Origin of the sequence: Sorangium sp. So ce726 (genome assembly GCF_051521405.1) — a bacterium.
Taxonomy (GTDB): Bacteria; Myxococcota_A; Polyangia; order Polyangiales; family Polyangiaceae; genus Sorangium.
In genome coordinates this window covers 7,294,764-7,319,837 of the sequence record NZ_CP150349.1, presented here as the reverse complement: position 1 = coordinate 7,319,837, position 25,074 = coordinate 7,294,764, and the positions used below count along the sequence as shown (strand labels likewise).

Here is a 25,074-nt window from a genome sequence, read left to right as displayed (position 1 = left end):
AGCGCAGCCAGTCGTGCTTCCAGCGCTTGACCGATACGCTCGGCATCGTAGGTGCATCTTGCCCAGGTCCCACCGCTCGCGCGCTGGCGTGAGGCGCGAGAGGTGCGTATCCACAGGCAGCTCGGGGTGCGGTGCGAGCTTGGGGATGCGGCGCGGAGGGAGAAGGCATCATAGGGGAACGTGGCGTCCGCAACGTCGCCCCTGCTGGTTCCTGCACCTGCCGGCCATGGCCGCGCAGCAGGACCCGCCGGAGGAGCTCCGCCGTCGGCGGGCGAGGGTAGCACCGTGCTCGTGCGTGTCCAGGCGCTTCGCCCCACGGCGCGGGCTCGTCCGGCGGGCTTGAGCGACCGCGCGCCCGGTCATCAGTCCGCTGCCGCCGCGAGTTGCGCCGCATCCGCCGGCCGCGCGCGGTTCCATGCGGACGCGACGGCGGCGAGCGACGCCATGTCGGCGTCCCCGTGCGTCCCCGCCCCGAAGCTGCGCTTGCGCCCGACCGAGATGGCCACATAAGCCGCCGTCTCGTCGCCGGCGCTCCTCGGGAGCGCGTGCGCCGCGTGCTCGTCCACCGCGATCGCGATCCCCGCGTGGCGCGAGAGCGCGCTCGCGAGCGCCTCGACGGGGCTGCCGCCGGCGGCGCTCAGCACCTGGGCGACGCCTCGGATCTGCACCTGGAACTCGTGTCGTTCGTCCGCGCCCTGGCCGACGCGCCGGTGCCGGGTGACGCGGAGCGGCCCCGCGCGGTTCACGTACTCCCGCTCGAAGATCGCCAGGATCTCGGCCTTCTGCACCTCGCCCTCGGTCCGCTCCGCCCTGCGCTGCACGGCCTGGCTCACCTCGATGGCGAGCCCTCTCGGCAGCGTGTAGCCGTGGTCGTGCTCGAGCACGTAGGCCACGCCGCCCTTGCCCGACTGGCTGTTCACGCGGATCACCGCCTCGTAGCTGCGCCCGACGTCCTGCGGATCGATGGGCAGGTACGGCACCTCCCAGAGCGGGCTCCCGCCCTCGCGCAGCGCCTTGAACCCCTTCTTGATCGCGTCCTGGTGTGACCCGGAGAAGGCCGTGTACACGAGCTCACCGACGTACGGGTGGCGCGGGTGGACCGGCAGGCGGTTGCAGTGCTCGACCGTCTCCTTGATCGACTGGACGTCATGGATCTCGAGCTCGGGATCCACGCCCTGGGACAGCAGGTTGAGCGCCAGCGTCACGACGTCGACGTTGCCCGTGCGCTCGCCGTTCCCGAACAGCGTGCCCTCGACGCGGTCGGCGCCTGCCATCACGGCCAGCTCCGCCGCGGCCACGGCGGTGCCGCGGTCGTTGTGCGGGTGCACGCTCAGCACGATGCTGTCGCGCTGCTTCAGGTTCCTGTGCATCCACTCGATCTGATCCGCGTAGATGTTGGGTGTCGACATCTCGACGGTGGCGGGCAGGTTCAGGATGATCTTCCGTGATGGGGTGGGCTCCCAGACGTCCATCACGGCCTCGCAGATCTCCTTCGCGAAATCGAGCTCGGTGCCCGTGAAGCTCTCGGGGGAGTACTCCAGCACGACCTCGGTCTCGGGCATCCGCGCCGCGAGCTCCTTCACGAGCCGGGCCCCGCGCACGGCGATCTCGGCGATGCCCGCGCGGTCCAGGCCGAACACCACGCGTCGCTGGAGCGTGGAGGTGGAGTTGTAGAGGTGGACGATGGCGCGGCGCGCCCCGCGGATGGCCTCGAAGGTGCGCTCGATCAGCTCGGCGCGCGCCTGGGTGAGCACCTGGATCGTCACGTCGTCCGGGATGAGCCCCTGGTCGATGATCCAGCGCACGAAGTCGAAGTCGGGCTGCGACGCGCTGGGGAAGCCCACCTCGATCTCCTTGAACCCCATGCGCAGGAGCTCGTGCCACATGCGGAGCTTGCGCTCGAGGCCCATGGGCTCGACCAGGGCCTGGTTGCCGTCGCGCAGGTCCACGCTGCACCAGCGCGGCGCGCTCTCGATCACGCGGCTGGGCCAGCGGCGATCGGGCAGATGGATGGGCTGAAAGGGCTTGTACTTGTGGACAGGCATCGTGGACATGACAGGACTCCCTGAAAGCTAGCGATGGGAGTCGTCACGACACGACGACGAGGCGGAGGACCCCCATCGGGACCAAGAAAACCGAGGGGGCCGTACTGCGAGGAGCGACGTCGTCAGCAGCGCGCGCAAAGGCCCCCGGGCCGTAGGCCTAGGCAGGGGCGTAGGGAGCGCGCGCGAGGGACGGACATCGAGGTGCAGCCTAGCGAACATTCGCGCGCCTGTCCAGCGCTGCGGTGAGCGTGGCGTTCACCTCCGACGGCGCGACGCTTTGCGCCGGCTCGGACCTGACCCTTTTCGTGTAGGCTCGTCTGTCGGGCGCTGCCGGCGCGCGGTCACGGAGCGTGCAAGACCGAGAGTGCGAGCGCGGGGGGGGTGAAATGTGGAATCCACGATCGCTTGAACGATGGTCGCTCGCTGTCGCGACCGGGGTTGTTGTCTCCGCCTCCGGGCAGGCGCGCGCGGACGACGACTCACCGCCTGCTGCGCCGTCCATGCAGACGCAATTCCCGCCGGCTCCTCCGCCTCCGGGCTTCCACGGCGGTCCCGGTGCCCCGCCCGCGGGCCCGAAGGTGCTCCCCTGGAGGGAGGGTGAGCCGGTGCTGCCCGGCTATCATCCGGAGACGCGCGTCCGCAAGGGGCTCGTGATCAGCGGCGCGATCGTCTTCGGAACCGTCTACCTGTTCACCGCGTTCGGCGGCGGCGACGCGGTGTACCGCGGCTCCCCGGGGTACGCGGCGCTGTTCGTGCCGTGCGCAGGCCCCTTCATCACCCTGGCCACGACCCAGCAGGACGACCTCGAGACCATGGCGCTCGTTCTCGACGGGCTCGTCCAGATCACGGGAGCCGCCCTGCTCGTCCCCGGCCTCCTCGTTCCGCGAAGGGTGCTCGTCCGCGACGACGTCAGCCAGCCGTTCGTGCTCCCGGCGCCTGTGGCGCTCGGCCCGAGCAGCGCCGGGCTCGGCCTTGTCGGTCGGTTTTGAGCGAACCCGGCCACCCGCTGCGAGTGCGCCGGGTGCAATTTTGAACCATGATTGCGAGGAGCTCTGGCGCGTTCCAGCCGAAACGGCCGCGTGTGTCCGCTGGCCTGCTTTGGCGCTCGATCATGTGATCTGTTCAACAGGGTACCCCGGTGGATTGACGCGCTGAATGAATTGACGCGCTGAATGAATTGACGCGCAAAGGTAGATCGGCGAGCTCGCATCGCAGGGCCCGTCGCTTTCCTGCCGCGCCGGGGGGCACGCGCGGAATTTGTGATCCGCCGCCTCGCACGCGGAGATTCATCTTATATCGCCAGAGCCCGACCGGGCTCCGCCAGCGGCGAGTAAAATCTCATCCACGAGTGATCGAGGCCGCCCCCGATGACGGCCTTCGCCCAAGAATCGAGAACCGCGACGACGGTCGCCGAGAGGTTCCCCGATGCGTAAGATGGCTTATTGGATGGCTTTGAGTTCTGCAGCTGTGATCGCGGGCGCCCTGGCGACCGGCTGTACGGCGATGATGGGTGAGCCGGGGCCGTCCGGCTCCGACGAAACGACGTCTGGCGGGGGCCCGACAGGCGGCAACAACAGTTCCTCGACGGGGGGGAACACCACCACCAGCGGGGCTGGCGGCAGCTCTTCCGGGGTCGGCGGGGGGTCCAGCGGCGTCGGCGCCAGCGGCAGCACCGGCGTCGGCGGGTCGGAGCCGGTGGCGGGCTGCGCGGCCGGCTACAACGAGCTCCCCAACGGCAAGGGCGGCGTCAACGTCGAGGCGGTCTGCTACACGGACGAGATGGGCTTCGACAAGGCCAGGTCGCTCGAGGCCTTCAAGACGACGGTCTACCCGCTCTTGACCACCAACTGTGCGGGCTGTCACAGCACGGCGACCCGCGCCCAGGCGCCCATCCACGCGGACCTCGACCCGGCGCTGGCCCACGAGTACGCGCTCACGCGCGTGAACTTCAGGAAGCCGATCGACTCGAAGCTCGTCGTCCGGATGGGCATCGACCGGCACAACTGCTTCGGGCGGGATTGCAAGGACGCGAGCACGCAGATGCTCGCCGCTGTCGAGCAGTGGGCGGCCGCTGTCGTGCCGTCGCTCCCGGAGACCCCGCGCTCCGTCCCGGCTAGCGAGAAGGTCACCGAGGCGCAGGTCAAGGAGTGGATCGCGGCGGACAAGGCCAAGGTCGCCGCCGCTGACGCGGAGTTCATCAAGTACACGTCACTGCACGAGATCCACAACGCGGGCGTCACCGCGGATGAGCTCAACGTGGCCCGCGTCGGGCTGGCCAAGGCCCTGAACTCGACCGCGCGGTGGGCTCCCGAGATCGTCAACCCGGTGGACATCAACGGCAAGGGCATCGTCTACCGCTTCGATACCCGCGACTACTGGGGCCACAACAAGGGGGTCACGAAGCTCCACTTCGGCGGCTCGGACGACGACGTCTTCTTCGGGAGGACCAGCGTCAACTACCTGGGCGAGAAGGTCGGCAGCGACGTCACCACGAAGGAGAAGTACAGATACGCCGCGGAGGTCCAGGTGGACCCGAGCTTCGCGAAGCTCGTCTGGGGGCGCGTCAAGGCTGGAAACGTCGAGGGCGCCACGGACAGCAAGGTGCTGCCGCCGTACGTCGATGGCTTCAAGACGGACTACATCGAGGCAAGCCAGCTCGTTTACACGCTGACGCGCCCGGACGTGTACAACGCGATCATGGCGATCCCGTGGTACGCCCAGGACCTCGAGGACGAGCTCGGCGTCATCAAGGACGACGGGATGAAGTCCTACGAGTACATGGTCACGAAGCAGGCCATCACGATCGACTCCCGCATGTACTGGCGCGCCAGGACGAAGAGCGGCGGGTACTACTGGAAGACGTGGGATATCTTCACCGGCCAGCTCGAAGGCAACGTGCAGACGATCGAGCAGGCGTACGATCAAGGACAGATCCGGTTCCCCTTCTGGGCGCACCCGATCCCGAAGTTCATCGCAGGGACTGGCGGCGGCGTGACGGCGGCCACGCTCAGCTTCGTCGCGACGCTGGCGCAGCCGTTCAACTCGGAGCCGGCCGGGTGCGACGGGCAGCCGAACTACGGCGGCTCGCAGTTCCTCAACTGCCGTTACTACACAGGGACCGAGGGGCTCCAGCAGTCGGCCGAAGAGGTCATCTGGGATCTGCCGAACGGCCTGCAGGGCTACTCGCTGTGGGGCGGCTTCAACCAGCGCCGCGTCGACGCCTTCGTCAACATCGTCCGTGATCCGCGCATCACCCGCGAGGACGCCGACGCCGTGATCACGAGCCGGATCGGCTTCGCCAGCACGGATCGCCGCCTGAACACCGGCAGCGCGTGCATCGGCTGCCACGCGGACGGCATGAACCGCGGGGACAACGATCTGCGCGACTGGCTGGACGAGGGCGGCGCGCGCCTCCCGAAGGGCCAGCACGGGGTCGACGGGTGGATCGACGACGAGAACGTCGTGTCGCAGGTCAAGGAGCTGTACCCGCCCTCGGGCGTGATGCGGCCCCGGATGGAGGACGACCGCAGGGTCTTCCTGGCGGCGATGTCGAAGATGAAGCGGGAGATGATCCTCGGCTCGGACAAGAACGTGTTCGTCGAGCCGACGATCTGGACCATCGAGTGGGCGCAGAAGTTCTACAAGTACGCGCCGACCCGGTCGAACTGAGGCGAGCTGCGCGCGGGCACGCTAGAGCGACAAACGGGTTGAACCCGCGTGAAACGAGCGGAATTTCGAACCGCCAAGCACGCCAAGCACGCCAAGGGCGCCAAGAGAGAAGAGAATGATTTTTTTTCTTGGCGTCCTTGGCGTCCTTGGCGGTTGATCTCTCGGTCGAACAACGTGATCGGCATTCTAGGCCGGCGCGGCGCCGCGCTCCTCCGCCTCCGGCGGGTTCAGCGGGAGCTCCACCACGAACGTCGCGCCCGCGCCCGGCTTGCTCTCCACCCGGACGGCTCCGCCGTGCGACGCCACGATCGAGCGGACGATGTAGAGCCCGAGGCCGAGGCCGCCGAAGTTGCGCACCGACACCGCGCGCTCGAAGCGCTCGAAGATCCGGCCCTGATCGGCCTCCGCGATCCCGATCCCCTCATCCCGGACGGCGAGCAGCGCGCGATCGGCCTGCCTCCGCACGCCGACGAGGACCGGCCTGCCTGCCCCGTACTTCATCGCGTTCGACAAGAGGTTCACGACGACCTGCTCCAGGCGATCTGGATCCCAGTACCCGACCACGGGCGCTTCCAGATCCAGCTGCGTCCGGCAGTGGGACGCCGCGAGTTGCTGGCGCATCCGCTCGACGACCTCGCGCGCTAACGCCGCCAGATCGACCGGCGCGCGCGCGAGCGTCAGCCGTCCGGCGTTCAGCCTCGTGACGTCGAACAGCTCGTCCACCAGGTGCCCGAGCCGCGACGTCTGGCGTCCGAGGATCTGGACCATCGCCTCGATCCGCTCCGGGGGGACGTCCGCGAGCGGGCGGCGGCGCAGCCGTCGCTCCATTGTCTGCGCCTGCATCTTCAGCGACGTCAGCGGGGTCTTGAGCTCGTGAGAGGCGACGACGAGGAACTCGTCCCGCCGCTGGATCGCCACCTGGGCCTCGGCGAACAGGCGGGTGTTGTCGAGCGCGAGCGCCGCGCGGCGCCCGAGCTCCTCGGCCAGCCGCAGCTCGGCGGGGCCATAGCGGCGCTCGGGCGCGGTCGCCAGCAGGGTCATGACGCCGAGGTACCGGTCGCGCGCGACCAGCGGACCCCGCAGGAAGGAATGAACGCCGAGCTGCTGCCAGAGAGGCCTGTCCCGCGGGTCGAGCGAGCTCACCTGCTGTAGTAGCGACGCGACGCGGCCGTTTCCCTTCTCAGCCCCATCCGGCGGCGCCTCGGCCAGCAGGCGTAGCGCGTTCTTCAGCGCTTCCAGCTGCTCGCCGCACACCCCCGCAGCGACCGTCCGGCCTGTCGTCGCGTCCTCGCCGAGCACCTCGATGACGCACTGATCCGAGAGCTCCGGTACCGGGAGTTGGGCCACGCTCTCGAAGGTTGCGTCGTAGCCCAGCGTCATCAGCTTGCGGCTCGCCTCGGCCAGGAACCGCTCGGCCTGCTCGGCCCGCTTGCGCTCGGTGATATCCGTGGAGATGCCGCAGAGCCCGTGCGGCACGGCACCCTCTCCAGGAAGAGGGAACTTGACCGACAGGTACGTGTGCAGCCCGTCCTGAAGCGGCACCTCCTCCTCCCACTCCATCGGCGCGCCCGCCTCGAGCACCAGCCGGTCGTGCTCGCGGATCGTCTCGGCGACGGGAGCAGGCAAGATGTCGGCGTCGGTCTTTCCGAGCATCTGCTCGCTCGACAGCCCCAGGTTGGTCCTCACCAGCCGGTTGGCGAGCAGGTATCGACCCTGGTGATCCTTGAGGTAGATGGACGCTGCCGAGTTGTCGACGATGGCCTGGAGGGTCGCCTGGTTGGATTGGAGCGCGTGCTCCGCCCGCCGCCGCTCGACGTTCTCCTGCTCCAGCTCGGCGTAGAGCATGGCGTTCTCCAGCGAGATGGCCGATTGCGAGGCGAGCAGCTCGATGACGCTGAGCCGCCCGGGGGTGAAGGCGCCGGTGACGAGGTTGTTCTCCAGGTAGAGCAGGCCGATCAGCCGGGCCTGGCGCACGATCGGGAGGCACAGCACCGATCTCGAGCGCTTGCGCCGGAAATACTCGTCCTCCAGGAAGGGGTGCCGGGCGGCGGCGTCGTCGAGCAGCACGCGCTCGTGGCTCCGACGAACGTAGTTGAGGACGGACTGCGGCAGTGCGGCCGGCTGTGCCTCGCCCACGCCGAGCAGCCGCACCGCGCCCCCCGGCGTCTCGATCGCCGCGGTCCACAGGCGCTCATCCCGGACCAGGAGGACGCGTCCCTCCTCGGCGCCTGCGTGCTCGACCATCGTGTGAAGCAACGTCTCGAGCAGCCGCGGGAGCCTGAGCTCGCCGGAGATGCTCTGTGCGGCCTTCACCACCGACAGGACGTCGAACTGCTCGGCCCGCACGGCGAAGGTGATCGTGGGAGCGATCGGCCCGCGCGGGGCGAGGTGCGGATAGCGCTGATCGAGCTGCTCCACCTTGGCGTGGGCGCCCCACGTGAAATAGGCGGCGCGGGCCTTTCGCAGGTAGCTGTCGGCGGGCGTCGCGAGCCCGCGCGCGTGGTAGAAGCCCGCCGCGAGCTCGCACGCGATCGCCTCGTGCTGGACGAAGCCGCCCTCCCGCGCCGCCGCGATGGCCTGCTCGTAGAGCCGACTTGCCTCCGGTTCGTGCCCGAGGAGCCGGGCCATCTCGGCGCGGACCAGGGCGTGCTTGTGGAGGAAGTTGTCCGGGCCGCCCCTGGCCCACTCGCCGAGCCGCCGCTCGCACTCGATAAGCTCTTCGGGGAGCGCCAGCAGCGGAGGATCCCGCTCCGCGTGCGGCGCGTTGACGAGGGCCGCGCGTGAGAGCGCGAGATAATAGAAGCTCTCGGCGAGGGGCGCGTACATGAAGGGGGACTCGGTGATGACGCGGGTCGCCGCCCGAGACGCCTCCCTGGGAGAGCCGAGCACGAAGAGCACCTGAGCCTTCAAGCTGTAATAGTGGCCGCGAGCGCGCTGAAGATCCCCCTCCTCCAGCTGCGCCTCGAAGGCCGGCGGATCCAGATCGGACCCGTCCAGCATCGAGAAGCGGACCGGCCTCCCTCGCAGCGCCTGGATCATGGCGTGGCTGCCGGCGAGGGCGCTGTGCGGGAACGCGTAACCGGCTCTGCGCACGAGGCCGAGGCGCTCGTCGACCTCGTGGAGCACGTCCTCCAGCGGCTCGCCAGAGAGCAGCGGGAACAGCGCGGCCCAGATGCAGTTCAAGCAGACCATGTGCAGATCACCGGACTCCACCGCGGCGCTGAGGCCGGCGCGCGCGTACGGAGACGTCTCCCGGTAGTGGCGTGTCCAGAAGGCGACATGCGTTCCAAAGAGGTAGAACACCACCGATTTCGTGCTGAGGAGGCCGCTCCTGTCCGCGAGGTCGCAGCCGAGCTTGCCGAATCGATAGGCCTCCTGGTATCGCCCGAACCTCGGGCCGATCAACCTCGCGAAGGCGGCGTAAGCATGCGCGGAGCCCTCGGCGTTGCCGTGGCGCAGGCTGAGCTGGACCATGCGCAGGATGACGAGATAGTGAAGGTCCACGTCCACGAAGAACGCAGGGGCGGCCATCGCCTCCACCACGGCCATCGTGAGCTTGATCTCCGGGTCAGCCATGGGGGCGAGATGGATCAGGTCCTCGATGGCCTTGTCGCCCAGGGCCAGCCAGACGCTCTTCATCTCCTCTTCGAGCTGTGCGCTGGTGGGGTGGAGCGGAAGATCCATGTCGCAGGCGCTGAGCCACGTGAGGCCGATCTCCACCGCGAGGGCGCATTGCCCGCGGAGCATGTAGAAGCCGAGGGCGAGCTCGACGACGGCGGCCGTCTCGCTCCTGGTCCTCGCGCGCTCCATGAGCTCCTCCAGGAGCCGCTCGGCCTCGTCGAAGCCGCCAGTGATGTACGCGATGCGCGCGCGAGCGAGGGTCAGGCCGTAGGTCAGCTCGCGCTGCGTCTCCCAGGAGTCCGGCGCGAGCAGGCCGAGGCCCGCGGCGAAGAGCGCGGCGGCGGCGTCATAGGCCGCGGTGGCCTTGGCCTTCCTGCCGGCGCGGAGGTTCAGCGCGGCGAGATCGTCCCGCTCCGCCTGGGAACGCAGGAGCGCGGCGCCGCGGTTGAGATGGCCGACGACGTCGAAGAGCGCCTCGTCGCGCTCCTCCGCGCGCTGCGCCAGCGCCGCGAGGAGCAGCCGGCCGATCTCCAGGTGCATCTCGGCGAGCTGCTCGGCCGGAATGAGCGAGGTTGCCGCTTGCTGCACCCGGTCATGGAGGAACCGATAGGCAGAGCCCCGGCGGAGCAGCAGCCCCTCCTGCACGGCCTCCTCGAGCGCGTCGCGGACCTCCTCCGCTGGACGGCCCGCGACCACCGCGAGGGCGTCGACATCCACGCTGCTGCCGAGGAGCGCGGCGAGCGTGAGCGCGTCCCGCGTCCGGTCCGAGAGCCGCTTCAGCTTGCCCGCCATCAGCTCGACGACGTTGTCGGTGAACCCCTTGTCGCGGATCGCGCCGATGTCCCACCGCCACGCGCCCTCGTCGGCGTCAAAGGCGATGAGCCCCTCCTGGTGCAGCACGATCAGGAACTGGAGCACGAAGAACGGGTTGCCGCCGGTCTTCTCGTAGACCAGCCGCGCGAGCGGCTCGACCTGCTCTGCGGGCGCATGGACCGCCTCGGCGACGAGCGCCCCGACGTGGGCGGCCGAGAGCGGCGCGAGGACGAGCTCCGAGACGGCAACGTCGCGCCTCCGCGCCTCGGCCAGCATGAGCCGCAGCGGGTGCGCGGGGCCAACCTCGTTGTCGCGGTACGCGCCGATCAGCAAGAGGTGCGCGGGCCCCGCATAGAGGGCGAGCTGCTCGAGCAGCTGGAGGCTGGCCGCGTCGACCCACTGCAGATCGTCGAGGAAGAGCGCTACGGGGTGCTCCTTCTGGGCGCACGCCGCAACGACGCGCTGGAGGGTCGCGTGCAGCCGGCTCTGGGCCTCGGCGGGCGGCAGCTCGGGCACGGGCGGCTGGGGGCCGAGGAGCAGCCCGAGCTCGGGGAGCACGTCGGCGAGCAGCCTGCCGTTCGGGCCGAGGGCCTCCCGGAAACGCTGCCTCCAGCGCTCGACCTGCTCCTCGCTCGCGCACAGGATCTCCTGCAAGAGCGCCCGGAACGCCTGATGGAAAGCGCGGTAGGGGACGTCCCTCGTCGTTTGCTCGAACTTGCCGGAGAGGAAGAACCCCCGCTCCCTCACGATCGGCCGGTGCAGCTCGGCGACGAGCGACGATTTCCCGATGCCAGCGTAGCCCGACACGAGCACCAGCTCGGGCCGGCCTTGCGCCACCACCCGCTCGAACACGGCGAGCAGCGCCTCCACCTCGCGCTCGCGCCCGTACAGGCGCTGCGGGATCTGGAACCGGTCGGACAGGTCGCGCTCACCCAGCGCGAAGGGCCCAATGGCGCCGCTCGCCCGCCACCTCGCGAAGCACTCGTCGAGGTCGTGCCGCAGGCCGGCCGCGCTCTGATAACGCTCCTCGGCGGCCTTGGAGAGCAGCTTGAGCACGACCTCCGACAGGAGCGGTGGAATCGAAGGGACGAGCCCGTGCGGCGGGTCCGGCCTCCGCGCGATATGGCAATAGACCCACTCGACGGGATCGCCGGCCCGGAACGGCAGGGTGCCCGTCAGCATCGCGTAGAAGGTGACGCCGAGGGAGTACAGATCGGTCCGCTCGTCGATCCAGCGGTTCATCCGGCCCGTTTGCTCCGGGGCCATGTAGGCCAGGGTGCCCTCGATGAGCCCGACGTGCTCGAGATGCTGGAGCTCGCGAGGTATCCGGGACGCGATCCCGAGGTCGGCGATCTTCACCTCGCCGGTGGTGGGGTTGAGGAGCAAGTTTTGAGGCTTGATGTCCTTGTGGACGACGCCATGTCGATGCAGCCCGGCGAGCGCCTCGACCAGGCGGACGGCGAGGGGGAAGAAGCGCTCGAGCGGCATCGGTCCGTCGAGGAGGCGATCGAGCGACACACCGCCGAAATCCTCCAGGACCAGCGCCGGCTGATCGCCGAGCATCTCGAGCGCATAGGGCTTGACGATGGCCGCGGTCTCGAGCGCCCGGGCAGCCTCGTACTCGTGACGCAGCCGCTCGCGGGCACGGGGGCTCGCGTGATCACGCCGGAGGACCTTGAGCACCACGGGAAGGCCGTCGTCTTCGCGCACACCCCGGTAAAGAAGGGTGTCTGAACCCTCACAGAGGATCTCGACGATGGCGTAGCGGGACGACGCCCCGGGAGTGGAGCAGGCGGGAACGGTGTTCACATGAGCCGTACGACGGACAATGTGCGGCTCCATGCTGCCATGGTCGGCGCGCCTCGCCATCGCTTTGAGCGGGCGAGGCGGCGGTCACGCCGAGCTCGTCCGCTCCTGCGCTGCGGCGCGGCGGCGTCGAGGCGGGATCACTGACTCACGGAACTAAGGCTTGTCGAACTCGGGGATGAGCTTGCCGATCTGGCGAATGCTGCTCATGACCTGCTCGTGCGACAGGCGCCCGACCTGCTGGAAGCTCAGCAGGCGATCGATGCCGAGCTCCTTGTAGAAGTTGATCTTCTGCCGGCACGTCTCCGGGCTGCCGACGATGAGCGAGTTCTGCTCCTTCAGGGCGTCGAACACCTCGTCGTTCGGGACCTCTTCGTTCTGCATGATGCGGGCGAGGACCGCGTTGGCCTTGCTCTCGGCCGGCGTCTTCCCCGCGCGGTCGCGCAGGAGCTGGCCCACGAGGCCGCCGCCCGCCGGGTCCTTGGCCAGCGCCTGCTCCTCGGCGTGGGTCCGCAGAAAGTGCTCCTTCGCCTCGAAGAACGTGAAGGACCCGTTCGTGTACCACGCGGCGGCGGAGGCGGCGCCGTTCTCCATGGCCTGCTGATCCGTCTCGGCGCAATGAGCGAACGTGAAGAACCCGACCTGGTTGTTGATGAATGCGCCGACGGGGCGCTCACACCGGCGGATGGCTTCGCGGTAGATACCGATCCACTCCTTCACCTGGTCGGGCGGCGCCCACAGCGTGACGCCGAGCGCGCCGACCCCGTTGCGCCCGGCCTGCTCGAACGAGGCAAGGCTCGAGCAGGCCTGCCAGAGGGGCGGGTGGGGCTTCTGGTACGGCTTCGGGATGATGGGCACGTTATTGATCTCGGCGTCCTCGCTCTTCCAGGAGAACCGCTCCTGCGTCCACATCTTCGGGATCATCTCGAACGCCTGCTGCATCTGATCGCGCGTCCGGTCCGGAGGGATGTTGAACGCGCGCCACTCGGGGATGGTCGAGCGGGCCAGGCCGAGCTCCAGGCGCCCGCCGCTCAGGTGATCGAGCATGGCCGCGCGCTCGGCGACGCGGATGGGGTGGTTGAACCGGAACGGCGACAGCACCGAGGAGTGCCCGAGCCGCATCGACGTCGTGTGCTGCGAGATCGCCGCGAGCATCACCTCCGGCGCCGACGAGTAGCTGAACTCCTCGGCCGTATGGTGCTCGACCTGCCACCAGCAGCCGTACCCGAGCCGATCGGCGAGCTTCGCCTGCTCGAGGGTGTTCATGATGACCCTGTGCTCGTGGTCCTCTGACCACGGACGGGGACTCTGCATCTCTGTGAACAGGTCGATCTTCATTACTTCCTCCCTCGCGAGTGCCGCGCGCCAAGCATCGATCCGTCGCGTACAAATCGGCAATGTGTGGTTTGACGCACACCGATGTACATGTCGATGGATGACCGCGGGCGGGTGCTCAGCGGCTGTGATGTGCGTGCCGACCTTGGCGGGAGACGTCCTGTGGAGGGCTTGGAGGGCTGTTCGGGTGGCGGCGATCCCGGCCCCGGGGCGCTCCGGAGGGCGCGGGCGATCGCCACGTCTTCGCCACAACCTCTCCGCGTTTGTTCCTTGTCGGGCGCGCGGGCGCGCCTCACCCCGGGGGTACGCCCAGGGAGCTCTGCGGCGGCTGTGACCACGCCGCGCAGCGTTCACCCCCATGGAGGTCCTCGTGCAGGCGCAAGCTTCCTGTCTCCCTGTAACGTCATCGCCCGAGGCCGGCACGGACGCCGGCGCAAGAGAGCCCGTGGAGCGTCGAGACGACGCTCCCGCGGCCCCCGTGTCCGGCCCCGCCGCGGAGCCGACGGCGGGTGCCGGACACCGCAGCTGGACGGCCGCCCTCCTCGCGGAGCGGCCTTCGGTCTCGCTCCGCGACGAGCTGTCCAGGTTCGGCGTCGGCGTCGGCCTCGCCTCGCTGTATGGGCTCTCGCTCGGCGCGCGGCAGGGCGGCGTGTCGTTGGCCTACCACGCCGCCGGCGTCCCTGCGGCCATGGTCGCCGTCGCCTGCGTCGGCGTGCCGGCGCTCACGATCGTGCTGACCCTCTTCGATGCGCCGCTCGACCCGTCCCGCGCGCTGTCAGCGACGGCGCGCGCCGCTGCCTCGACGGGCCTCGTGCTCGGCGGCCTCGCGCCCGCCGCGGCGCTCTTCGTCGTGACGGGCGGGTCGGACGTGACGGCGGCCCTCATGGGGCTGCTCGGCCTCGCGGTGGGCGGCGTGGTCGGCGTCGGCGTCCTGCTGCGCGATCTCGGCGCGGCGCTCCGGCGCGACGGCGGCCTCGTCAGGCTCTCCGGGGCGACCGCGGCGCTCGTCGGGTTCGCGGTGTTCGCCGCGGTGCTCGCGCTGCGCGTGTGGCTGGAGACGCTCCCGATGCTGAAGGGGGGTGCCTCGTGAGCGCCTCCGTCGTGAGCCGTCTCCTCCGGGCGCCCGCCGAGGTGGCCGCGAGCTGCCGTGAAGACAGGGACATCCGCGCCATCGCGCTCGCGTCGCTCGGCGCCATCGCCCTCGGCTCGGCCGTGTTCGGCGGCGTGGTCGGCAGCTTCCGCGGCAGGGAGCAGATCGTCTATGCGGCCATCAAGGTGCCGCTGGCGATGCTGATCACGCTCGCGCTCTCGGCCCCGGCGCTCCACGCGTTCTCGGCCGTGCTCGGCCGCCCGTGGCCGATGCGGTCCGTCATCGCGCTCGCCCTCGCGTCGGCGGCGCGCTCGTCGCTCGTGCTGCTCGCGTTCGCGCCCGTGCTCTGGCTGGCCATCGACGTGGGGCTCGGCTACCACGCGTCCTCGGTCGCCGCCTGGCTCGTCTACGCCGTCGCGGGCCTCGCGGCGGTCGGCGTGCTCGTGCGGGGCATCGGCGCGGGCCGGGGCCGCTGGCTCACCGCGGTCGCCTTCATGGCCGTCTTCTTCGCCGTCGGCGGTCAGGCCGCGTGGATCCTCCGGCCCTACCTCGGGCGGCCGAGCGAGAAGGCGGTCCCCTTCCTGCGGGCCAGCGAGGGGAGCTTCTCCGACGCGCTCTTCCGGAGCTTCCGATCTGCGCGCGGGATCTATGACGACGACGGGCGTCCGCCCTATCCGGGCGACTACCCGCACGGCTACCCCTACCCGTACGAAAACGAGGACGGCGTCGCGGGCGACGGCCAGGCGGGGAGCGAGCGATGAGCCTGCGCGACCTGGCGGTCCTGTACCTGATCGCGGGGCTCGCGTGCGCCGTGGCGGTCTACCGCGGCGCGCGCCCTGACGGCCACGGCGCGCGCCGCCGCGCCGCCCTGTCCGCGGCCCTCTGCGTGCCGCTCTGGCCGATCTGGGCGCCCGTTGCGCTCACGGCGGGCCGCGGAGAAAGCGGTGGGCGCCCTGGCGGCGCCGGGGGCGAGGCCGCCGCGCGCGTCCTGGGCGCGCTGCGCGAGGGGGTCAGCGCCTGCGCCGGCACCTCGTTCGAGGCGCTCCTGTCGCGCGAGGCGGCCTCGCGGATCGAGGCCGAGGTGGCGCGCGCCGCCGCCCGCCACGCGGAGCTCGACGCGCTGCTGCGCCAGAGCGGCTTCGACGAGGGCGCCGCCGCGGCGCGCGTCGCGGAGATCGAGCGGGGCGGCGGCGGCGCGGGTGCGCGGTCGCTGGCGACGGCGCACCTCCACCTCCAGAACGTCCGGCGCCTGCGGGCGATGCGCGACCGCGACGCCCGTGCCCTCGACGAACTCGCGGACCTCGTCCAGGCGCTCCGCACGCAGCTCGTGCTGGCGCGCTTCGCCGGATCCTCGGTCGAGGGCGTCGGTGGTATCGTGACCGAGGTCTGGGCGCGCGTGGAGGGCCTCGGCGCGGCCATCGACGGGCACGGCAGCGCCGAATACGAGGAACCGATCAAGACGTGAGCAAGCACATCCTGGTCGTCGACGACGAGGCGCGCATCCGTGAGGTCCTGCTCTACGCGCTGCAAAAGGAGGGGTACGCCGTGACGGCGGTGGCCGACGGGCGCGCCGCCGTCGAGGCGGCGGGGACGGGCACGGTGGACCTCGTCGTGCTGGACGTGATGCTCCCCGAGCTCGACGGCCTCGAGGTGTGCCGGCGGCTGCGCGCCGGGAGCAGGACGCCGATCCTGTTCCTGTCGGCGCGCGCCGACGAGGTCGACCGGATCGTCGGCCTGGAGCTCGGCGGCGACGACTACCTCACGAAGCCGTTCTCGCCGCGGGAGCTCGTGGCGCGGGTGCGCGCGCTGCTCCGGCGGACCGAGGCGCCCCCGCCCGCGCCGGCGGAGGTGCGCGCCGCGGTCCTCCGCCACGGCCCGATCGAGGTCGACACCGAGCGTCACGAGGCGCGGTACCTCGGCCAGCCGGTGTCGCTCACGGCGACGGAGCTCGGCGTGCTCGGCGCGCTGCTGGAGCGGCCTGGGGTGGTGCTCTCGCGCGGGCAGCTCATGCAGCGCGCCTACCGCTACGACAACCTGATCACGGAGCGCACCATCGACACGCACGTTCGCCGGATTCGCGCGAAGTTCCGCATGGTTGGCGGCGACCCGATCGCGACCGTCCACGGCGTCGGCTACAAGCTGCAGGGGGCGTAGCCGGGCCGCGATGCCGGGCCGTACGATGATCGAGCGCCTGCGGTGGGAGCTCGGCCGGATCCGCGTCCGGCTGCTGGTCGTGAACCTGGTGGTGCTGCTCGTGCCGGTTGCGGGGCTCGAGTTCGCGCGCCTCTATGAACGGCAGCTCCTCGGCTCGCTGGAGCGCGACATGGCGAACCAGGCGGTCCTGGTCGCGGCGATGCTCGCGTCGGATCTCGACCGGGGGCTCGAGCTCGACGCGCCCGAGCACGGCGACGTCTTGACCCAGGCCGCGAGGCACACGCGCACGCGCGTCCGGATCCTCGACAGGGCGGGCGCGGTCGTCGCCGACTCGCACGAGAACGGCCCGCCCGAGGGGCCGGAGCCGGCGGCCCCCGCGCTCATGCCGACGCGCGGCCATCGCCCGAGCTCGGCGGACTTCCGGGAGCTCGCCGACAATGTGCGGCCGATCGGAAAGGGCGCGCGCGAGGTCTGGTCGGAGGTCCCGGACCGACCGGAGGTGCGCGAGGCGCTCGCTGGGCGTCGCGCGGCGCGGACGCGTGTCCGGCAGCAGGAGCTGGCGGTGTTCCTTTTCCTGGCCGAGCCTATCCGGCGGGGCGGAGAGGTGGTTGGCGCGGTCTACGTGGTCCGCTCGACGCAGCCGGTGCTCGTCGAGCTGTACCGGATCCGCTCGGGGCTCACCAAGGTCCTCGTGGTCGCGAGCCTGTTCACGGGCCTCGTCACGCTGGCGCTCGCGTGGTCGATATCGAGGCCGCTCGGCAAGCTGTCGCGCGCGGCAAAGCGCGTCGCGGCCGGCGAGCGCGACGTCGTGGTGCCCGTGTCGGGGAGCGGCGAGATCCGCGAGCTCGGCGAGTCGTTTGCCGCGATGAACGAGCGGCTCGGGGCGCGGCTGCGGTACATCTCGGATTTTGCGGCCGATGTGGCGCACGAGTTCAAGTCGCCGCTGACGTCGATCCGGGGCGCCGCCGAGCTGCTCGACGAGGGGGCGGCGGACGATCTGGAGGCGCGGCGGCGCTTCCTGCGGAACATCGAGCTCGACGTGGCGCGGCTCGACCGGCTCGTGTCGAGGCTCCTGGAGCTGAGCCGGATCGAGGCCTCGAGCGAGGCGATGACGGTGCTCGATCTGGAGGCGCTCGTGGCGCGCGTGGTGGAGCGGCGCGCGAGCCCCGGGCAGCCGGTGGAGCTGCGGTACGAGATGCGGATACGGCTGCTCCGGGCGCGGCAGACGGACCTGGAGACGGCGCTCCTGAACCTCGTCGACAACGCGGTGAAGTTCTCGCCGCCGGGAGAGGCGGTGGTGGTGACCGTCGAGGGCGGGGAGGGGCGGGAAGGGGGGAAAACGGCGAGGATCTCGGTGCGCGACCGCGGGCCGGGGGTGCCGCCGCAGCACCTGCCGAGGATCTTCGACAGGTTCTTCACGACCGACGAGGGCCGCGACGGGACGGGGCTGGGGTTGGCCATCGTGAAGAGCGTCGTCGAGGCGCATGGCGGGGCGGTGACCGTGGAGAGCGCGCCGGGGGAGGGGGCGAGCTTCGTGGTGGAGCTGCCGGTGAGGCAGTGAGGAGCGAGCGACGGGTGGCGGTCGTGGCGCGCCGCTGGTGCCGTCGGGGGTGTCCGCGGAAGCGGGGAGCACCAGACCGAGCGAACCTCAAGGCCCGCGCTTCTTCCGTGCGCGCTCCTTGAGAACCGCAGCCACTATCTCGCCCACGCGCTCCGTTTCATCATCTACGAGCTTTTCTAGTCTGCGCTGAAACCAGAGCCCAAACGGACCATCGATAGGGAGCGGCAGCCCGATGTCTCCGGGCTCCTGACCTAGCCATGTGATCGGCAGCCCGCATTTCTCTAGCGCGTGTCGCGCATACCGCATGGCGCTTTGGATTGCCTGGACGGCGTCGACCCCTTCGGCATACTGGATGTCCGGCTCCAGCCCATCAAGAAGAACAGGGCACGTCCACGAGCCGCTGGGCGAGACAGGTTGTATTGGTTCGCCGATCTTCAGGACGATCTCGCGACCTGGTTCACCTTCGACGCTATACCGACGAACGGCTATGACCTTGTATTTTTGTCGAGCCACCCACGCAGGGTAGCTAAAATTCGTCGTTGAGGCCCGACCCAGGTTGAGGCACCGCGCCGCTGCCGCCCACCGGGGTTGAGGTTCCCGATCTCGGCGCCGCCCGCGCGGCAACGATCGCGCGCCGAGCTGCCATGCCCACCCCCCTCGCCTCGCCGAGCGCGCGCGGCGCCCTCCTCGACCGCCACGCCGGCGCGTCGACGTCTCGCGGGACGTTGCCAGGTCGCGATCGCTTCGCTATCTTCTCGCTTGCCGAAAGAGGTAGGCCGGTTCAGGCGAGCCCCGGCCACTCCCATGACGGGAGCCCATGTCCCCTCCACCACGGAGTGAGGTCCCACGGCACCTGGACGCACGTGCGTCCTCCGTGGAGGCTCCCATGCAGCTCAATCACATCGATCTCCAGGTCCCCGACGTCCTCGAAACGGCTGCGTTCTTCGAGCGGCACTTCCAGTTCGAGGTCCACGGCAACCGGCACTCGCCGGCGGTCGCCATCCTCACGGGGCCCGGCGACTTCACGCTCGTCCTCCAGCGCCGGCGCGAGGCGGACGGCCCTTATCCGGAGGGCTTCCACATCGGCTTCATCGTCGGTGACGTGGCCACCGTGTACGACAAGCACGCGGCGATCGTTGCGGCGGGCATCGACAGCGGTCCCGTGAGCGAGAACGGCCGCGGCGTGATGTTCTATTTCAAGGCGCCCGGCGACATCCTCATCGAGGTGAGCTGCCGGCGCCGCCCGCTCCCCGCGGTGCGCGCCGACGGTTGACGGCGACGCGCCGCTGGGACGCGTGGTGATCGAGGCAGGGAGAGCCCGAGATTTCGAGGACATTCCGCCGCTTCCACCTCCCGCCCACCGAGGTTGAGGTTCCGGAGGTTGAGATTCCGCCACATCACGAGGTGCTGTTCGGACCCCTCCCGGTGCTCGACCAAGATCCGAAGCTCGCCCCCGCCGGAGCGGACTGGGCCAAGCGTGCTGTGCGTTGCTCGGCCACCGAAAGCGGGGCGAGGCCAGCGCGGCCTCGCCCCACGTGTTCGGTCCGGCTACTGCAGATTGACGAACTTCGCGACCGACGGCACGCCTTGCGTCGAAACGACGAAGAGCATGTAGTAGCCAGGCGGCGCGACCTTCGCGTTCGACGGAGCCGTGAGCGTCAGCGTGCTGCCCGACTGCCCGGTGATCGCGAGCTTCACGGCGCGCTGGCTCTGGTCGAAGCCGTGCGTCACCGCGCCGGGCGACATGAGCATCGCGCTTCCGATGCCCGTGGCGGACACCGCCGAGGTCAACGTCACCGAGATGGACTGGCCGTACGACGCGCTCGAGGCCACCGACTGGATCACCGGGCGCGCGCTGCCGTTCAGGAGATAGGGGGGCGTGAAGATCTCGACCCGCCGCTCGGGCCACTTGTAGGGGAGCTCGTTGAACGCGTGGTCCCGGCCCGCGGTGAGCACGCGCGCGTCGGGCAAGAGCAGCGCCGTCGAGTGATAGAGCCGAGCCACGCGCATCGGACACATCTTGGTCCAGCTGTCATTGCTCGGGTCGTAGATCTCGGGCGTCATGACCGGCGAGGCCGCATGGTCGGCCGAGCCGAGCGTGCTGCCTCCCGCGACGAACACCTTGCCGTCCGGGAGCAACACAGCGGTGTTCAGCACGCGCGCATAGTTCATCGACTTCTTGGAGGCCCACGCCGGCGACGCCGCGCCGAGGTCGAGCATCTCGGTGGTGGCCGTGGCGGGAATGGGGCTGTCGTTCGGATCGCTCTTCCCCGAGTTCGAGACGGCCCCGCCTCCGCCGATGACCATGACGCGCGCGCGGTAGTTGTCAGTCGGCGAGAGCGGCAAGAGCACCGCGCTCCCGTATCCGGGGTACGTGCGCGAGTTGGCGTACTGTGTCGTGTACTGTGTCGCGCTCCAGGTGTTGTTGCTCGCCGTCAGGAGCCGCGAGCCTCGGCCCGAGTGAACGAGCACCTTGCCGTCCGGCAGCTGGAAGACGAACGGGTAGAGCTGGATCGAGAGCCCGTCGCTCGTGAACGGGTTCGGCACCGACTTCTCCGCGGAGAGCGTGCCCGCCGTGTTGAGCGTTTGCCAGGTGCTGTTCACGGGGTTGGTGCTCGAGAGGCGCCCGGTCTTCGTGGCGCCGGAGATGGCCATCACCGAGCCGCTGTCGAGGCGCGTGAGCGTCGGGTACCAGCGCCCGTTGGGCATGTCCGTGAGCATGGACCACGTCGAGCTCGACGGGTCGAACCGGTGCGAGTTCTTGACGTGGGTGTCCCCATGGCCTCCTGCGACCCAGAGGCGCCCGTCGCTCAGGAACGCGTGGCCGGAACAGAAGCCGTGCGGCTGCATTCCGCTCGGCGAGGTCGCCTGACCCGTCGCCGGATCGAACAGCTCGGAGTACCCCTCATCCGAGTCATCCGTGAACCCGAAGAACAGCACCTTGCCCGTCCGCTGGAGCGCCGCGTGGATGCCGATTGCCCCCGAGTTGATGGGGTCGCTCCACTGCCCTTTCGTCGCAGGGTCGCAGCACGGCTCACCGCCGAAGACGGCGCCCGACCACACGGTGGTGCCGGAAGCGTTCTTGCCCTGTCTCTGCCAACCACCATCGTAATAGAAGGCCGCCAGCGACCCATCGGCGCTCCGCCGACCAACGACCTCCAGGTGATCGTACTCGCTCCAGATCACGCCCGCAGCCGAGTACGAGTTGATCGGATCGACCCACGTGGCCGACGTCTTCCAGGGGTACGTGCTGTCGTCGTTGTCGCGGTAGTAGTGCCGCAAGCCGCCGGTCGAGAGCGGCACGACGAGCTCGAAGTTCCCCTTGGTGCCGCCCTCTCCCTGGACAAACTGGTGCACCCCGGTCGCGGAGATCGCCTGGTTGCTGTCCACGCGGATCTCGTTCGGCGTCGTCCAGGTGCGGTCGTCCCTGCGATACAGGTGGTAGAGCGTCGACCCCGAGCGCGCGATCACCTCCAGGCGGTTGGTGCCGAGGTTGCTCTCGACCAGGCTCACCGCGGAGTAGGTGCGGCCTGTCGCGAACGTGTTCGGCCCGTTCCATGGATGGGACGCGACCGAGTTGTCACGCCAGTAGTGGGCGAGGCCGCCGCTGGCGAGCGGCACCACGACCTCGAAATTGCCGGGCGATAGCTTGGCCTGTACGAACCCCGGCTGCCCGGTGACGCCCGTCCCGACCGTCGTTCCGCTCGACCAGTCCTTCGTGGACTGATTGCGGTAGTAGTGCACAAGGCTGCTGCCTTGTACGGCCATGACCTCGAGGTTGTGGCCGCTCGAGTTCTCGAGCATGCTGATCCCGTTCACGTCGGCCGAGCCCACCTTCTTCGGGCCGAACCAGGTCGGGGTCGACACGAGCGCGGTGGTCGCGTTGTTTCGGTAGTAGGCCGAAAAGCCACCGCCAGTGTGCGGCACGACGAGCTCGAAGTTGTGGACCGTCCCGGTGCCGTCCGAGCCCTGCACGAGCCCGATTCCGAACGTCGGGCTGCATGTGCACGAGGCTCCGCTGCACACGAGCTCGTCGCTCTCGGCATCCAGACTGAGCTCGTCCCCGTCCATCAATACGGCGCAGCCTGCACCACCCAACGCCAAGCTGCCGAGCGCCAGTAGCGTTCTCGGCGCACACCTCCACCCACCGAGCAATCGCATCATCTTGCTTTTCATGTTCTCCTTGGTGCGTAAGTGCGAAAGAGGGGCGGAGCCTCGGATGAACTCAAGCTCCAGAGCGAGCGACATCTTGACGTCCTGCGCGCTGATCGACGCTTCCTACCCCGTCCGGCGCGAGCATCGACGACGATCGAGAGCTCATCTCATCCCGGGGCTCTTACGTCGGGCAGCGCTCACACATAGAATGCCTTGTCAGGGGCGGCCGAGCACTAATTCTTTTGTGTTTTTGCGCTGGCGCAAGTTTGCTTCGGCCGCGAAATTCCCACGGACGACGTGTTGTGGGGATCGATGCCACGGGCGTCGGGTGTCATGTGGCCTGCGGCTCCCTGGTGCTGTTGGGACGACCTGTTGAGGCCTTTGCGGGTGCGTTCGGGTTCGAGGCGACCCAGACGAACTGCTACCGGCGTCTCTTCGCCAGCGCCGCGCCGAGCGTGGCGAGCTCTTTCTCGCCGGCAAACCAGGAGAGGCATTCGTGGCGCGTCTTGCGTTGTATCGCGGAGAGGCTCTTTCCATTGTCGAGCTTCCCCGCGAGCACCTCGAGCAGGAATGCCTCGGTCGAGGGGTGCCATGCGTAGAAGAGCGGCCAGAGGGACTTCGCCGGCAGGCGCGCCAGGCCGTAATGACCTGGCACGGATTGCTCGCGGCGGATGAGCTCGATCAGCGCCGGGGCGAGCTTCGCGCCGTCCGCCCGCTCGAGCGGTCTGGCGAGCTTCACCCAGGCCGGCCGCGGCGTGGCGAAGGATGCCCAATCGTTCCGGAAGAGCTGCTGGTAAGCGGCGAGCGCCGCGGCGACCGCCTCCATCGGCGCGCCCGCGTGGACCGTCGCGTCGAAGACGTCACGCAGCGGGTCGAGCTCGTCGAGCTTGGCCTCGAGACGCCGCCTCACGCGGCTCCACGCGCCATCGCTGAGCGCGGAGAGGACCCGCTCCTCGTCGATCGCCTCGGAGTCGCCGAGCGCCTGCAGGAAGGCGAAGAAGGGCGCGCGCTCGGCCTTTTCATGGCGGGGCAAGGCATCGAACGCGATCTCGTGCGCGTCGTCGAGGACGTGTTCCAGACGGTCGGCGTCGCGCCGGTCGGCGAAGCGATCGAGGAGCGGTCGGGCCCGCTGCGCAAGCTCGAGCCGATCGGGCAGCTTCACGCCGTCCTCGTCGCCGAGCTTCCACAGGGCCGCCGAGTGATCGATGATGGCCTTGACCAGGGCGAAGGCGATCGGAATCGACGTGCCGCGCTCGCGAGCGTCAGGGACCACCCGCCAGGGCTGTGCGCACCAGACGGCGGCCGCTCGGCTGCGTTCGTCGTCGCTGCGCTCGCTCGCAAGGAACCAATCGGGGTCGAAGCTCTCCGGGATCGCGCCGCCAGTCTCCTTGCCTGCACGCTCGAGGCGCCGGATGTCCTCCCCATGGAGGTCGCCTTGCCAGGAGAGCCCGGCGGCGGTAGCGAGCGCCCGCGCCCGGCGATAATCGTCGAGCGCGCCCGCGGCGTCTCCCGATCCTTCGCGGACCAAGGCCCGCGCGGCGAAGATGCGCACCTCGAAGCCGCGATCCGTGACCCCCTGGCCGGCGCGGGCGCGCGCCTCGTCGCCTCGAGCGCGCTCGTCGACGAGGGTGACCGCCTCCTCGGCGAGCACGCGCGCCCTCGCGAGGAGCGATGAACGCTCTGTCTCGGAGGTGGCCTTGGCCTTCTTCGTCTTCGGGCGGTCGCGGCAGGGGTCTTCCCCGCCCGCGACCTTCCCGAGGGATCGCGCCACCCGCGCGAGCCCCATCGCCTTTCGATCCTGCCGGTCGCCCCGATAAAAGAAGCCGAGCGAGAGTCCTTGCGCCGGGTCGTCGATCGGCTCGGCCGCGCGCCAGTCCTCCGCGGCGGCGCGCTCGTCGCCGCGGTAGAGCCGGCATTCCCAGCGGGCGCGGAGCAGCTCTGCGCTGGCGATCCCCGCGTCGCGCGCCGCCGACAGCCACGGCTCGGCCTCGGCGTAGGCGCTGCGCTCGAACAGCTTGTACCCGAGCATCTCGGCGATCCCCACCGCCGTCTCGAAGACGGCGCCGTCCCCCTCTTTCAGCCACGCCTGGAGCGCAGGCTGGATGTTCTTCATGAACGTGAGGTGATTGTCGTTCGAGAGGTGCTTCGTTGTGGATCGATAATGCTTGGCCACGAAGAGGCGCTCGCGAGGATCGCTGCTCCCGGCGTGAGACGCGAGCATCTTCAGGTGGCCGCCGAGCGAGGAGGTCGAGCTGGTCCGCTCCTCGAGCTCGGACAGCTTCGCGAGCACCTCCTTGCGGAGCCCGTTCGGCACGGCGCGCTCGAGCTCGAGCCAATAGCCGGAGTCGACGTCAAGGACGTGCCGGAGGAGGAGGAGGACCGCCTCTTCGTGCGCATCGTCGTCGAGCGCGAGGGCGATCCGGCCCACCGCGGGCAGCGCCGCCTGCTGGAGGTTCTGCCAGTTGTTCCATTGCGTCGAGAAGCTGAGGGGATACGGGGTGAGCGTCGGCAGCAGGCAGCACAGGCCGTGCCCCTCGCTCACGCGGGCCTCGGCCCAGAGCCGCCCGGCGAGGAGATAGAGGGCGGAACCCCGCTGGCGGATGATGGACGTCCCGCCCTCGCCTGCCTGGAGGGTCACTTCGATCGACGCCCCGACGAGCCTCGCAGTGAACGGGGGGACTTCGCGCGTTCCTTGGAGGAAATTCGATGAAAAGAGCGAGAAAAACTCCGCGAGGGCGTCGTGCAACGCTGCATTGGCCTGCATCGGGAGCGACCGTAGCACGTGCTCGGCGATGGGTATGCGGGCGGCGAGCCGATGGCGGGCC

General features: G+C 69.8%; 14 protein-coding genes. 8 read left to right on the top strand and 6 right to left on the bottom strand.

All coding sequences use genetic code 11. The features are described from left to right. Positions 1 to 362 precede the first annotated feature (362 nt). The gene (gene leuA, locus WME79_RS27285; protein WP_437520554.1) at positions 363 to 2,054 is read right to left on the bottom strand and encodes a 2-isopropylmalate synthase; all 1,692 of its coding nucleotides are present in this window, start codon (positions 2,052 to 2,054) and stop codon (positions 363 to 365) included. A gap of 491 nt (positions 2,055 to 2,545) precedes the next feature. Here leuA and WME79_RS27280 point away from each other — a divergent pair, with 491 nt between their 5' ends. Together WME79_RS27280 and WME79_RS27275 are read left to right on the top strand one after the other, a co-directional pair. Beyond that, on the top strand, positions 2,546 to 3,034 hold the full coding sequence (locus WME79_RS27280; protein WP_437520553.1) for a hypothetical protein: 489 nt from the start codon (positions 2,546 to 2,548) through the stop codon (positions 3,032 to 3,034). Between the two features lie 457 nt (positions 3,035 to 3,491). Continuing rightward, positions 3,492 to 5,714, top strand: coding sequence for a hypothetical protein (locus WME79_RS27275; protein ID WP_437520551.1), 2,223 nt, complete (start codon positions 3,492 to 3,494; stop codon positions 5,712 to 5,714). 186 nt (positions 5,715 to 5,900) lie between these two features. On the opposite strand, the gene WME79_RS27270 is transcribed toward WME79_RS27275, so the two are convergent. Both WME79_RS27270 and WME79_RS27265 read right to left on the bottom strand, forming a co-directional pair. Further along, entirely contained in the window at positions 5,901 to 11,990 is a 6,090-nt protein-coding gene (locus WME79_RS27270; RefSeq protein ID WP_437520549.1) for an AAA family ATPase, read from the bottom strand. A gap of 120 nt (positions 11,991 to 12,110) precedes the next feature. Then, positions 12,111 to 13,292, bottom strand: a complete 1,182-nt coding sequence (locus WME79_RS27265; RefSeq protein ID WP_437520548.1) for an LLM class flavin-dependent oxidoreductase — start codon at positions 13,290 to 13,292, stop codon at positions 12,111 to 12,113. Positions 13,293 to 13,734: 442 nt separating this feature from the next. Here WME79_RS27265 and WME79_RS27260 point away from each other — a divergent pair, with 442 nt between their 5' ends. From WME79_RS27260 to WME79_RS27240, 5 genes are read left to right on the top strand one after another with little or no spacing between them, the layout of a single operon-like run. Then, the gene (locus WME79_RS27260) at positions 13,735 to 14,379 is read left to right on the top strand and encodes a hypothetical protein (RefSeq protein WP_437520546.1); all 645 of its coding nucleotides are present in this window, start codon (positions 13,735 to 13,737) and stop codon (positions 14,377 to 14,379) included. Continuing rightward, positions 14,376 to 15,140 carry a hypothetical protein gene (locus tag WME79_RS27255; RefSeq protein ID WP_437520544.1) on the top strand — a complete coding sequence of 255 codons (765 nt, stop codon included), beginning with the start codon at positions 14,376 to 14,378 and terminating at the stop codon, positions 15,138 to 15,140. The genes WME79_RS27260 and WME79_RS27255 overlap by 4 nt, the downstream gene beginning before the upstream one ends. Beyond that, positions 15,137 to 15,844 (top strand): hypothetical protein, encoded by a 708-nt coding sequence (locus WME79_RS27250; RefSeq protein WP_437520542.1) that lies wholly within the window; start codon positions 15,137 to 15,139, stop codon positions 15,842 to 15,844. Before WME79_RS27255 ends, WME79_RS27250 begins: the two co-directional genes overlap by 4 nt. Beyond that, the gene (locus WME79_RS27245; protein WP_437520540.1) at positions 15,841 to 16,533 is read left to right on the top strand and encodes a response regulator; all 693 of its coding nucleotides are present in this window, start codon (positions 15,841 to 15,843) and stop codon (positions 16,531 to 16,533) included. Before WME79_RS27250 ends, WME79_RS27245 begins: the two co-directional genes overlap by 4 nt. Positions 16,534 to 16,543: 10 nt before the next feature. Further along, positions 16,544 to 18,094, top strand: a complete 1,551-nt coding sequence (locus tag WME79_RS27240) for a sensor histidine kinase (protein ID WP_437520538.1) — start codon at positions 16,544 to 16,546, stop codon at positions 18,092 to 18,094. An 87-nt stretch (positions 18,095 to 18,181) separates the two neighbouring features. Here WME79_RS27240 and WME79_RS27235 read toward each other — a convergent pair whose 3' ends face one another. Continuing rightward, a complete protein-coding gene (locus WME79_RS27235) occupies positions 18,182 to 18,607 on the bottom strand; it encodes a DUF6968 family protein (protein WP_437520536.1) in 426 nt (141 codons plus the stop codon). Positions 18,608 to 18,980: 373 nt separating this feature from the next. Between WME79_RS27235 and WME79_RS27230 the strand changes: the two genes are divergently transcribed. Next, positions 18,981 to 19,367, top strand: coding sequence for a VOC family protein (locus tag WME79_RS27230; protein WP_437520534.1), 387 nt, complete (start codon positions 18,981 to 18,983; stop codon positions 19,365 to 19,367). A 275-nt stretch (positions 19,368 to 19,642) separates the two neighbouring features. Here the strand turns inward: WME79_RS27230 and WME79_RS27225 are convergent, their stop codons facing one another. Further along, a complete protein-coding gene (locus tag WME79_RS27225) occupies positions 19,643 to 22,165 on the bottom strand; it encodes a galactose oxidase-like domain-containing protein (RefSeq protein WP_437520532.1) in 2,523 nt (840 codons plus the stop codon). Positions 22,166 to 22,670: 505 nt separating this feature from the next. Next, the gene (locus WME79_RS27220; protein ID WP_437520530.1) at positions 22,671 to 24,887 is read right to left on the bottom strand and encodes a hypothetical protein; all 2,217 of its coding nucleotides are present in this window, start codon (positions 24,885 to 24,887) and stop codon (positions 22,671 to 22,673) included. Positions 24,888 to 25,074: the final 187 nt, after the last annotated feature.

What these genes read in the sequence shown, in the direction of transcription:
- leuA (WP_437520554.1), bottom strand. Translation starts at nt 2,054, where the DNA reads ATGTCCACGATGCCTGTCCACAAGTACAAGCCCTTTCAGCCCATCCAT.
- WME79_RS27280 (WP_437520553.1), top strand. Translation starts at nt 2,546, where the DNA reads ATGCAGACGCAATTCCCGCCGGCTCCTCCGCCTCCGGGCTTCCACGGC.
- WME79_RS27275 (WP_437520551.1), top strand. Translation starts at nt 3,492, where the DNA reads ATGGCTTTGAGTTCTGCAGCTGTGATCGCGGGCGCCCTGGCGACCGGC.
- WME79_RS27270 (WP_437520549.1), bottom strand. Translation starts at nt 11,990, where the DNA reads ATGGAGCCGCACATTGTCCGTCGTACGGCTCATGTGAACACCGTTCCC.
- WME79_RS27265 (WP_437520548.1), bottom strand. Translation starts at nt 13,292, where the DNA reads ATGAAGATCGACCTGTTCACAGAGATGCAGAGTCCCCGTCCGTGGTCA.
- WME79_RS27250 (WP_437520542.1), top strand. Translation starts at nt 15,137, where the DNA reads ATGAGCCTGCGCGACCTGGCGGTCCTGTACCTGATCGCGGGGCTCGCG.
- WME79_RS27240 (WP_437520538.1), top strand. Translation starts at nt 16,544, where the DNA reads ATGCCGGGCCGTACGATGATCGAGCGCCTGCGGTGGGAGCTCGGCCGG.
- WME79_RS27230 (WP_437520534.1), top strand. Translation starts at nt 18,981, where the DNA reads ATGCAGCTCAATCACATCGATCTCCAGGTCCCCGACGTCCTCGAAACG.
- WME79_RS27225 (WP_437520532.1), bottom strand. Translation starts at nt 22,165, where the DNA reads ATGGACGGGGACGAGCTCAGTCTGGATGCCGAGAGCGACGAGCTCGTG.